This is a genomic window from Methylobacterium sp. WL116, assembly GCF_008039455.1.
GTDB lineage: Bacteria > Pseudomonadota > Alphaproteobacteria > Rhizobiales > Beijerinckiaceae > Methylobacterium.
In genome coordinates this window covers 1-10,378 of record NZ_VRUV01000122.1, presented here as the reverse complement: position 1 = coordinate 10,378, position 10,378 = coordinate 1, and the positions used below count along the sequence as shown (strand labels likewise).

10 protein-coding genes and 1 pseudogene are annotated in these 10,378 nt (G+C 71.8%); 4 read left to right on the top strand and 7 right to left on the bottom strand.

Annotated features, from left to right (window positions below):
- Both FV223_RS11570 and FV223_RS11565 read right to left on the bottom strand, forming a co-directional pair.
- Positions 1-266, bottom strand: a pseudogene (locus FV223_RS11570) (Crp/Fnr family transcriptional regulator); the annotation flags it as partial.
- 176 nt (positions 267-442) lie between these two features.
- Complete coding sequence (locus FV223_RS11565; RefSeq protein ID WP_243933174.1) at positions 443-1,303, bottom strand: glycoside hydrolase family 25 protein; 861 nt, start codon at positions 1,301-1,303, stop codon at positions 443-445.
- Between the two features lie 203 nt (positions 1,304-1,506).
- Here FV223_RS11565 and FV223_RS11560 point away from each other — a divergent pair, with 203 nt between their 5' ends.
- On the top strand, positions 1,507-1,950 hold the full coding sequence (locus FV223_RS11560) for a DUF488 domain-containing protein (RefSeq protein WP_147727184.1): 444 nt from the start codon (positions 1,507-1,509) through the stop codon (positions 1,948-1,950).
- 95 nt (positions 1,951-2,045) lie between these two features.
- On the opposite strand, the gene mntR is transcribed toward FV223_RS11560, so the two are convergent.
- A complete protein-coding gene (mntR, locus tag FV223_RS11555; RefSeq protein WP_147727183.1) occupies positions 2,046-2,498 on the bottom strand; it encodes a manganese-binding transcriptional regulator MntR in 453 nt (150 codons plus the stop codon).
- Positions 2,499-2,743: 245 nt separating this feature from the next.
- Between mntR and FV223_RS11550 the strand changes: the two genes are divergently transcribed.
- Positions 2,744-4,087 carry an Nramp family divalent metal transporter gene (locus FV223_RS11550; RefSeq protein ID WP_147727182.1) on the top strand — a complete coding sequence of 448 codons (1,344 nt, stop codon included), beginning with the start codon at positions 2,744-2,746 and terminating at the stop codon, positions 4,085-4,087.
- Between the two features lie 151 nt (positions 4,088-4,238).
- Complete coding sequence (locus FV223_RS11545) at positions 4,239-5,462, top strand: ABC transporter substrate-binding protein (protein WP_147727181.1); 1,224 nt, start codon at positions 4,239-4,241, stop codon at positions 5,460-5,462.
- 277 nt (positions 5,463-5,739) lie between these two features.
- Here FV223_RS11545 and FV223_RS11540 read toward each other — a convergent pair whose 3' ends face one another.
- From FV223_RS11540 to FV223_RS11525, 4 genes are read right to left on the bottom strand one after another with little or no spacing between them, the layout of a single operon-like run.
- Entirely contained in the window at positions 5,740-6,693 is a 954-nt protein-coding gene (locus tag FV223_RS11540; protein ID WP_210246705.1) for a D-2-hydroxyacid dehydrogenase family protein, read from the bottom strand.
- A gap of 15 nt (positions 6,694-6,708) precedes the next feature.
- Complete coding sequence (locus FV223_RS11535; RefSeq protein ID WP_147727179.1) at positions 6,709-8,253, bottom strand: ABC transporter permease; 1,545 nt, start codon at positions 8,251-8,253, stop codon at positions 6,709-6,711.
- On the bottom strand, positions 8,250-8,918 hold the full coding sequence (locus tag FV223_RS11530) for an ATP-binding cassette domain-containing protein (protein ID WP_147727178.1): 669 nt from the start codon (positions 8,916-8,918) through the stop codon (positions 8,250-8,252). Before FV223_RS11530 ends, FV223_RS11535 begins: the two co-directional genes overlap by 4 nt.
- A 7-nt stretch (positions 8,919-8,925) precedes the next feature.
- Positions 8,926-9,795 (bottom strand): putative selenate ABC transporter substrate-binding protein, encoded by an 870-nt coding sequence (locus tag FV223_RS11525; protein ID WP_246686369.1) that lies wholly within the window; start codon positions 9,793-9,795, stop codon positions 8,926-8,928.
- Between the two features lie 232 nt (positions 9,796-10,027).
- Here FV223_RS11525 and FV223_RS11520 point away from each other — a divergent pair, with 232 nt between their 5' ends.
- On the top strand, positions 10,028-10,234 hold the full coding sequence (locus FV223_RS11520; protein ID WP_147727176.1) for a hypothetical protein: 207 nt from the start codon (positions 10,028-10,030) through the stop codon (positions 10,232-10,234).
- Positions 10,235-10,378 lie beyond the last annotated feature (144 nt).

Sequence of the window (10,378 nt, the reverse complement as noted above, 5' to 3'; positions counted from 1 at the left end):
TCGCTGACCGCGCCGCCGACGGCGCCCTCGCAGCCGATCGTGGCGGTCTCGGCGCTGCGGCCGTCCTGCATCGCGATCAGCAGGGTCACGACCGTCTGCCGGCAGGGAAACGTGATCGCGCCGACCTCGGCGCCGGTGGCGAAGAGCACGTCGCCCTTCTCGTAGGCGGCCGGCTCGAGATGCGGCGCCAGCAGGGCGCGGTCGGCGCCGCGCAGGCTCTCGAGCAGGCGGTTGCCGTCGAACGGGGAGGAAGACGCGACCGACATGCGATTCGACGGTGGAGGGCGGATCGTCACAACCTACAGGAGCGACCCGGCCGCAGTCCGTCCATTAGTGGACAGAAGACGCGCGAATTCGATGATTTTTCGACATTTGCGCGCGGCTGCGCCGGCGCGATCGCGCGTCGGCGGGAAGCGCTTTCAGAGGGGTGCCGGCCGGCTTTCTACTTGCCGGTGCAGAGGCCCTGCTCGGAGAGGCGGCGGTGCTCGCGTGGGTCGCAATCGGTCGAGAGGAACGAGGCCCACTCGGCCGGCGTCCCGTAGAAGGCGTTGCGGTCGACGTCGCCGCGCACCCCCGGCACGCGGCCGGTCGAGGTGAACTGCCACAGCATCCACTTGCGGTTGGCGAAGCGCTGCTCGGGCTCGGCTGCGGTCGAGCGCAGCCAATGCGGGTAATCCGGCAGCTCGCCCTCGAGCACGTCCTTGTGGAAGGTGATGTCGGTGTAGATGATCGGCCGCTTGCCGGTGTACCGCTCCATCTCCTCGAGCATGTAGGTCGTCATCGCCAGGGCCTGCGCCTTCGGCAGCTTCTTCGGGCAGGTCTGCGAATGGCCGTTCCACTCCACGTCCAGCACCGGGGGCAGGGCGGTCGGGTCGTTGGGGACGTTCTTTTTGAACCAGTCCATCTGCTCCTTGGCCGAGCGGCACCAGAACACGAAGTGGTAGGCGCCGCGCGGCACGCCCGCCTGGCCGGCGGCGTCCCAGTTTGCGCGGAAGCGGTCGTCGACGTGGTCGCCGCCCTCCGTCGCCTTGATGAAGGCGAACTGGGTGCCGGCGGCGCGCACCGAGGCCCAGTCGACCGGTCCCTGCCACTTCGAGATGTCGATGCCCTGGATCGGATGGCTCTTGGCCCGCGCGACGCCCGGATGGGGCTTCGCGTCGCCGTTCGTCGGGTAGAAGTCGTTGTTGGAGGCGCAAGCCGCGAGGCTCGCCAGAAGCGTCGCCGCCAGGATGCGCTTGGCGACCGCGCGCAGGCCGGCCGAGGTCGAGGCGAGATCCACGGGACGAGCATTCCTCAGCGACATCGATGCCCGGCCCGCCATCTGGTGAAGCGCCACAACAGAGCTATTCGATGGCCCCGGGGCGGTTAACAGACTTTTGCCGTCAATGCGGCGGAATTCCGGAACCCGTGTCGGACGAGACACATGACCGCGTGGAGCGCGTCCGCGCCGGCCCGCGCGCCGCGGGTTAAGTCACGCTGCCGCCTCGCTTCTTCGGAGGGCTCGGGTTGGGTAAGGTTCTGTTCACCATAGGTTACGAAGGGCTCGATCCGGAGCGCCTGACCGCCGCCCTCCGCGAGGCCGGATGCGGCCTGCTCGCGGACGTGCGGGCGGTCGCCAACTCGCGCAAGCGCGGGTTCTCGAAGGGGGCGCTCAAGGCCGGGATCGAGGAGGCGGGCCTCGCCTACGCCCACCTGCGCAGCCTCGGCACGCCGAAGGCCGGGCGCGAGGCGGCCCGCGGCCACGACGCGGCGCTGATGCGCAGGATCTACTGCGAGGCCGTGCTCGACACCGCCGACGGCGGCCTCGCCCTCGATGCGCTCGCCGGGATGGCCGAGGCCGCGCCGACCTGCCTGCTCTGCTTCGAGCGCGCCCCCGAGCGCTGCCACCGGCGCGTGCTCGCCGAGCGCCTGGAAGCCCGCGGCTTCACCACCGTCGACCTGTTCGGGTGAGATCCGCCTTCGGAGGCGACGAGGCTCGGCCGCAGGCGCGAACGTGGGCCGCCGCTGCGGCGGATGCCTCCGACCCGGGTCGAAGGCGCCGAGCGTCACGCGTCGGGCCGGCCTTCGCAGAAGCGCCGGAACGCCTCCAGGGTCTCGCCGCTGACATGGTGCTCGATGCCCTCGGCGTCGCGCCGCGCGGTCTCGGGGCTGACCCCGAGGGCGCACAGGAAGCGCTCGACGATGCGGTGGCGCTCGCGCGCCTGGCTCGCGAGCGCCCGTCCGGCCTCGGTGAGGAACACGCCGCGATAGGGGCGCTGCTGCACGAGGCCGTCCTCGGCCAGCCGCTTCAGCATCTTGGCGACGGTCGGCTGCGCCACGCCGAGGCGGGCGGCGATGTCGACCTGGCGCGCCTCGCCGCCGTCGCCGATCAGGTCGGCGATCAGCTCGACGTAGTCCTCGACGAGCTCGGAGCGCCGGGCCTCGCGGGCCTGCCGGAAGCTCTCGACATGGACCTCCGGGTCGATGAGCGCGGGCTCGGATCGTGGCGGATCCTGCATGGTGCCGGCTCTCTCCCCCCTTGGGCAGGTCGCGCGGAAACGCTTTGCGGTTTCGCGCCCGAAGCCTGCGATCACACCCATAGGCCGGGCGGCTGCGGCGCAGGCAGCCTGTTTAGCAAAAGCGGCGCGGAAGGGGAGCCCCGGGCGCGCGCAAGATTCGATCTTGACCTTGAGCCCGAGCACATCTTTATAGCTCATGCTATAAAGCGCGCGGCACGGGGCCGGGCAGGATCGCGGCGACGTTCATGGACCAACCCATCGGGGACACGCCGGCCGGCGGCCGGACCGCACCGCAGCGCGACAGCCTGAGCCTCCGCACGGAGCGGCGCATCCGCGACGTGCTCGACGGGCGGGCCGTCGGGCGCGGCCGCTTCCTGCTGTTCACCGGGCCGGCCGTGATGGCGTCGATCGCCTACATGGACCCCGGCAACTTCGCGACGAACATCCAGGCCGGCGCCAAGTACGGCTACGGCCTGCTCTGGGTGGTGCTCGCCGCCAACCTCGTGGCGATGCTGTTCCAGGCGCTCTCGGCCAAGCTCGGCATCGTCACCGGCCGCAACCTCGCCGAGCTCTGCCGCGACGAGTTCCCGAGGCCCGTGCGGCTCGCGATGTGGGCGGTGAGCGAGCTCGCCGCGATGGCCACCGACCTCGCGGAATTCCTCGGCGGCGCGATCGGCCTGGCCCTGCTCACCGGGATGCCGCTGTTCGCCGGCATGGTGGTCACGGCCGTCGTCACCTACGCGATCCTGCTGCTCGAGCGCGGCGGATTCCGCTGGATGGAGATCGTCATCGGCGCGATGGTGGCGACCATCGGCCTCTGCTACGCGATCGAGCTGTTCATCGCGCCGATCGCCTGGGCCGACGCGGCCAGGGGGCTGACGACGCCGCGGATCCCGGACGCCGAGGCGCTGACCATCGCGGTCGGCATCATCGGCGCGACGGTGATGCCGCACGCGCTGTTCCTGCATTCGGGGCTGACGCAGGGACGCGGCGGGGTCCGCAACGACGCCGACCGGCGCCTGCTGCTGCGCTACTCGAACCGCGAGGTGGTGGTGGCGCTGGCGCTCGCCGGCCTGGTCAACATCGCCATGGTGATCATGGCGGCGGCCGCCTTCCACCTCGGCCACAGCGAGGTCGCCGAGATCGACCAGGCCTACAGGACGCTGACGCCGCTGCTCGGCCCGGCGGCCGCGGGCGCGTTCCTGGTCTCGCTGATCGCGTCCGGCGTCTCGTCCTCGGTGGTCGGCACGATGGCCGGGCAGATGGTGATGCAGGGCTTCCTGGGCTGGCGCGTGCCGCTGATCGTGCGGCGGCTGGCGACGATGGTGCCGGCCTTCGTGGTGATCGGGATCGGCGTCGACCCGACCCGCGCGCTGGTGCTCTCGCAGGTGGTGCTGTCGCTGGCGCTGCCGGTGCCGATGATCGCGCTGGTGCTGTTCACCCGCCGCCCGGACCTGATGGGCGCCTTCGCCAACCGGCGCGCGACGCGGGTCGCGGCGGTGGCGGGCGCGGCCCTCGTGCTCTGCCTCAACGCGGTCCTGCTGGCGCAGGCGTTCGGCGTGCCGGTCCCGGGGCTGGCGGCCGGCTGAGGCCTCCGGCCCGCGCGCACCCCGGTTACACACGGCCCGATCCGGCACGACGGACGGCTGACAGGCGGCCGCCTTTCGCGCTCAATGGCGTCCGGACGCGAAGGCCGAGCGGCGATGAACGCTGCCGGCGGCGTCCCTCGGGAGAGACGCCATGATCCGCCACCTCGTCACCGCGGCCGCCTGCCTCGTCGGCGCGCACGCGGCGCTCGCACAGGAGAAGACCGCCCCGACGGACCTCGCGCCCGTCAAGATCGGCGTGCTCAACGACCGCTCGGGGGTCTATTCCGACTCCACCGGCGAGGGCGCGGTGATCGCCGCGCGCCTGGCGCTCGAGGATTTCAAGCCGGCCGAGCACGGGCTGTCCGTCGAGATCGTCTCCGCCGACCACCAGAACAAGCCCGACATCGGCGCCGCGCTGACCCGGCAATGGTACGACCGCGACGGGGTCGACGCGGTGTTCGACGTGCCGACCTCCTCGGTGGCGCTGGCCGTCAACGCGATCACCCGCGAGAAGAACAAGGTCTTCGTGAATTCCGGCGGCGGCACGCCGGACCTCACCGGCGCGCAATGCACCCCCAACACCGTGCACTGGACCTACGACACGGTGGCGCTCGCGACCAGCAACGGCAAGGCGATGCTGAAGCGCGGCGGCGACACCTGGTTCTTCCTCGCCGCCGACTACGCCTTCGGCCTCGCGCTGGAGCGCGACACCCGCGCGGTGGTGCTCAAGAACGGCGGCACGGTGCTCGGCACCGTCAAGACGCCGTTCCCGACCGCCGATTTCTCGTCGTTCCTGATCCAGGCGCAGGGATCGGGGGCCAAGGTGATCGGGCTCGCCAATGCCGGGGGCGATGCCGCCAACGCGATCAAGCAGGCGCACGAGTTCGGCATCCGCGAGAGCGGGCAGGCGCTGGCCGCGCTGCTGATCTCCTCGACCGACATCCACGCCCTCGGGACCACGATCGCCCAGGGGCTGACGCTCACCGAGGCGTTCTACTGGGACCTCAACGACCGGACCCGCGCCTTCTCCGAGCGCTTCGCGAAGCGCGACGGCGGCCGCAAGCCCACCGCCTACCAGGCCGGCGTCTACGGCGGCTTCCTGCACTACTTGAAGGCGGTGGCAGCGCTGCATTCGGCGAAGGACGGCGCGGCCGTCGTCGCCAAGATGAAGGACATGCCGACCGACGACCCGCTCTTCGGCAAGGGCACGATCCGCGCCGACGGGCGCAAGATCCACGACATGTACCTGTTCGAGGTGAAGACGCCAGCTCAATCCAAGGGCGAGTGGGACCTCTACAACGTCCTGGCGGTCAACCCCGGCAACGAGGTGTTCCGCCCGCTGGCCGAGGGCGGCTGCCCGCTGGTGAAGGGGTGATCCCGGGGCAGCGCTCCATGGCGCCTTCTCCCAGGGGGAGGAGGGTGGGATGAGGGGCGTGACCTCTCCGTAGGGGTCTCATGCCTCGACCCGCGAGCGCTCGGGGTGGGGGGGCTTACTCCTTCCGCTCATCGGTGCGGAAGGGGCGAATCCGATAGCCTGGAACCCGAGAACCGGCGTGAGAGGTGCAGCCTCTCCGGACGACGCACGCCCCTCATCCTGTCCTTCTCCCCCTGGGAGAAGGGACCCGCGGGCGATCCGGCGACGATCGCGTCCGTCACTCGATCACCCGCACCGGCGCGCCGTCGAGAAACCCTTGGATGTCGGCCACCGCCTCGGTGAAGTAGGTGCGGTAGTTGGCCTCGCTGACGTAGCCGAGATGGGGCAGGGCCAGTAGGTTCGGCAGGCTGCGCCAGGGCGAGTCCGCCGGCAGCGGCTCGGTCTCGAACACGTCGAGGCCGGCTCCGCCGATCCGCCCCTCCCGGAGCGCGGCCTGCAGCGCCGGCCCGTCGACGAGGCCCGCCCGCGCGGTGTTGATCAGCAGGGCGTGGGGTTGCATCAGCGCCAGCGCCGCGGCGTCGACGAGCCCGCGGGTGCGCTCGCCCAGCACCAGGTGGATCGAGACCACGTCGCTCCCGGCCAGCAGGTCCGCCTTGGACGGCGCAAGCGCGACGCCGGCCTCCGCCGCCCGCTCCGCCGTGAGGTTCGGGCTCCAGGCCGAGACCGCCATGCCGAAGGCCTGGCCGATGCGGGCGACGCGGGTCCCGATCTTGCCGAGCCCCAGGATGCCGAGGCGGCGGCCGGCGAGATCCGCGCCCACGCTCGTCTGCCAGCCGCCGGCCCGGAGCGCGTTCGCCTCCGGCACGACGCGGCGGGCGAGGCCCAGGATCAGCGCCCAGGTCAGCTCCACCGGCGGCTCGGAACCGCTCGCCGTGCCGCAGACGGTGATGCCGCGTGCCTTGGCCGCCGCGAGGTCGATGCTCGCGTTGCGCATGCCGGACGTGACCAGGAGCTTCAGCTTCGGCAGGCGCGCGAGCAGGGCGGCCGGGAACGGCGTGCGCTCGCGCATCATCACCACGATCTCGCACTCGGCGATGGCCTCGACCAGCGCGTCCTGCGTCGCGAAGCCCGCGCGGAAGGTCCGCAGCGCGACCCGGTCCCGGACGGGAGACCAGTCCGCCAGCGTGGTGGCGACGCCCTGGTAGTCGTCGAGGATCGCGCAGTTGAGCATGGTTGGCATCCGATCTCAGGCCCGGGCGGGCGCCGGCGGGGGGCCCGTCACCGGGTCGGCGAGCCGCGTCGGCAGGGTGTTGATGCGCAACGCCGTCCGCAGCGCCCGCGACGCGGCGTCGACCGCGACCGTCATCGCGGCGGTGGCCGCGATCAGCACCACGGCGACGTCGAGGCGCAATTCCGAGATCGCGGCGTCGACGTAGTAGCCGAGCGTCGCGACGCCGAGGATGCCGAAGATCGCGCTCTCGCGCAGGATCAGCTCCCAGCGGTAGAGCAGGTAGGCGAGGAACTGCCCGTAGAGCCGCGGCACGGTCTCGTAGGCGTAGAGGTTCAGGCCGCGCGGCGCGTCCGCCCGGTAGGGCAGCGCGTCGGCGTGGCGGCCCATCAGATAGCCGATGATGCCGGCGTTGTGGATCGACAGCGCGAGGATCGCCGGCAGCATCGAGGGGCCGAGCATCTGCAGCAGCACGTAGGCGAGCATGTATTCCGGCGTCGAGCGCAGCACCACGAGGAGCACGCGCCCCGCGGGCGACCCGAACCGGCCGGAGAACCGGCGCGACACCAGCGGGAACAGCACGAGCGCACCGAGGGCGGTGGCGACGAGGGCGATCTGCGCCAGCACCAGCGTCTGCACCGCGCCGGGGAGGATCTGCCCGGTGAGGATCGGCACGAACCAGGCCCAGAGGCGGGGCAGGGTTTCGGGATCGAGAAGGCTGGCGCCGCGCAGGGGCGCGGGGACGACGTCGTGGGTGAGGAAGCGGAGGAGGCTGGCGCCGACGTTCGTGGTGCCGATCGTGGCCGGCAGCGCCAGCGCGCTCGCCGCGATCAGCACCGGCACGGACCCCACCCGCACCCAGAGCCGGCGCGAGCCGATCAGCGCGTAGAACACCAGGAGCAGCGCGCCGGCCTCGGCGTAGCGCCCCTGTCGGAAGGCGGATTCGAGATAGAACCCCATGGTCGGCAGGCCGATGAAGCCGAGCACCAGGGTCGAGCGCATGGCGCATTCGAAGCGGTAGAGCGTGTAGTGCCGGAAGGACCCGGCGACCTCCGGCAGGCGGGCGTAGAGGAAGGCGGAGACGCTGCCCGTGCCCTCGGGCAGCACCCGCAGGGCCGAGAGGTCGGCCTCCTCGATGATCTCCGAATAGACCTTCGCGCAGATGCCCGCGTAGGGCAGGGCGATGGCGAGGATGCCGGTGGTGGCCGAGAGCCCGAACACCTGCATCAGCAGCAGCGCCCAGAACAGCTCGTGCACGGCGCGGAGCCCGGCGCAGAGGAGGCGGATGCTGCGGAACCGCGCGAAGGGAATCGCCAGCAGGAACCCGGTGCCGGCCCCACACGTCACGCCGAGCACCGCGAAGGCGACGGTGTAGACGACGCTCCAGCCCTCCACCGAGAGCAGGTCCGGCCGGATCAGCCCGGCCAGCAGGCGCTGGAGATCGGCCCAGGGGTTCAAGCTGGTGACGTGCAGGTCGGCGAGAAACAGCGCGGCGAGCGCCGCGGCCGCGAACCAGCGGCTGACGGCGGCGTAGCCCGGGGCGGAGCGCTGCCGCCCGATCACGCCGCCGCCTGGTAGAAGGGGCTCAGCGCGGCGGCGTCGAGGGTGCGGGCCGGCGCGTCCAGGACGATGCGGCCGGCATCCAGCACCACGATCCGGTCGGTGTGGGCGAGCGCCAGCGCGACGTCGTGGAGGGCCACCACCAGGGTCTCGTGGCTGCGGGCCATCTCGGCGAGCACCGCGGCGCCCTGCATCCGGTCCAGCGCCGAGACCGGCTCGTCGCCGACCAGGATCGGCCGGCCGTTGTAGAGCGCGCGGGCGACCGAGACCCGCTGCTGCTGCCCGCCCGACAGCGCGCCGGCCTTGTCGCGGATCTTCTCCGCCAGCCCGACGCGGGCCAGCACCGCGCGGATCTCGGCGAGGTCGGCGGCGGCGGGGAAGGCCAGGGTGCGCAGGTTGTGCAGGGTCGAGCGGCGGTCGAGCCGGCCCATGTAGACGTTGTGGAACACCGACAGCGTCCGCACGAGCGCGGCCGCCTGCGGCACCAGGGCGACCCGCTCCGGGGCCTGCGCCTGGATCAGGCCGATTAGCGTCGACTTGCCGGCGCCGGAACGCCCCATCAGCGCGACCCGCTCGCCCGCGCGGACCGTCAGGTCGATGCCGCAGAGCACCGCGCGCCCGTCGTAGGCGGCGCTCGCGTTCGTCAGCCGGATCGCAGGTTCGGCCATCGTCGGGTCAGTCGAGCAGGCCGGTCGACCGGCCCACCGCGATCAGCGGCGCATAGGCCGCGTTATCGACGGGGATGAACTTCGAGCGGCCGAACGGCGCGAGGATCGCCGGATCGGTGATGCCGACGAGCGCCGCCTTCAGCCGCGCGGTGAAGCCTTCGCCGTAGATCGCGTCGACGTCGCCGCGGACCGTCCACTGGTAGTCGGGGAAGGTCGGGCTCTCCCAGATCACCGAGACCGCCTTGGGGTCGACCTTGCCGGCCTTGGTGTCGAGATCCCAGACCGAGTAGTCGACCGCGCCGACGGCGAAGGCCCCCGACTGGACGAGCTGGATCGTCCGGCTGTGATCGCCCGAGTAGCCCACCGTCGGGAAGACCTGCTCGGGGATCTTGCCGGGAAAGGCCTGCCGGATGAAGTATTCCGGCATCAGCCGCCCCGAGGTCGAGGCGCGCGAGCCGAAGGTGAAGCTCTTGCCGGCGATGTCCGTCGGGAAGTCGGCCGCCTTCGCAAGGCCAGTCTTCGCGTTGGCGATGAGGTAGGTCTTGAAGGCGGCATCCTCGGCCCCTTGCGCGATCGCCTGCGAGCCCGGCACGGCCTTGCGGGCCTGCACGCCGGTGAAGCCGCCGAACCAAGCGAGCTGCACCTGCCCGTTGGTGAAGGCGGTGACGGCCGCCGGATAGTTCTTCACCGGGATGTAGGTCACCGGCACGCCGAGCTTGCCTTCGAGGTAGGCCGCGACCTTGCCGAAGCGCTCGACCAGGCGGCTCTCGTCCTGGTCGGGGATGCCGGTGAACACGAAGGCGGGCTTGGCGCCCTGCGCCGTGGCCGGCCCCGCGACGGCGACGCCGGCGAGCGCCGCCAGGACCAGAATCCGCACCCCGTCGATCATAGCGTCCCTCTCACCCGTCCCGAAGACGCCTGACCTAGCAGAGCACCGCCCCCCGACGCCATGGCCGCAGGTGCATCGCCGCCGCGGGACTTCGTGGGCGAGGCGCCCGCCTCGGATCTCCCCCGGTGCCGTCGGTCACGATGCCTTGAGCGGATGGATACCCGCCTGCCCGAAGCCCGTTCGGGCACGACGATCGCATCCTCGAGAGAGCCATCCCGACATGAACACCCTCCTCCTCGGCGCGACACTGGCCCTCGGCCTCCTGGCAGGATCGAGCCTGCCGGGCCACGCCGCCGCCGGCGACGGCCTCGACCGCAACGCGGCGGCGACCGGCAACAGCACCTTCGCCGGCCAGCATCGGACCGCGCGCATGGGCAGCATGACGGCACGCAGGCCGATGATGCGCCGTCACCGCCGGCATCGCTGAGCCGATCCCCGCGGGCCGCCGGTCAGGGGCCGGCGGCCCGCGGGGGCGGTCCCGTCACGCGGCCGCGGCCGCATCGAGCAGCCAGAAACAAAAACCCGCCCCCCACCCCCGGCCCGGAGGCGGATTGCGGGGTGGGGATGAAAA

What these genes read in the sequence shown, in the direction of transcription:
- FV223_RS11540 (WP_210246705.1), bottom strand. Translation starts at nt 6,693, where the DNA reads ATGCTCAACTGCGCGATCCTCGACGACTACCAGGGCGTCGCCACCACG.
- FV223_RS11520 (WP_147727176.1), top strand. Translation starts at nt 10,028, where the DNA reads ATGAACACCCTCCTCCTCGGCGCGACACTGGCCCTCGGCCTCCTGGCA.
- FV223_RS11550 (WP_147727182.1), top strand. Translation starts at nt 2,744, where the DNA reads ATGGACCAACCCATCGGGGACACGCCGGCCGGCGGCCGGACCGCACCG.
- FV223_RS11545 (WP_147727181.1), top strand. Translation starts at nt 4,239, where the DNA reads ATGATCCGCCACCTCGTCACCGCGGCCGCCTGCCTCGTCGGCGCGCAC.
- FV223_RS11565 (WP_243933174.1), bottom strand. Translation starts at nt 1,303, where the DNA reads ATGTCGCTGAGGAATGCTCGTCCCGTGGATCTCGCCTCGACCTCGGCC.
- FV223_RS11530 (WP_147727178.1), bottom strand. Translation starts at nt 8,918, where the DNA reads ATGGCCGAACCTGCGATCCGGCTGACGAACGCGAGCGCCGCCTACGAC.
- mntR (WP_147727183.1), bottom strand. Translation starts at nt 2,498, where the DNA reads ATGCAGGATCCGCCACGATCCGAGCCCGCGCTCATCGACCCGGAGGTC.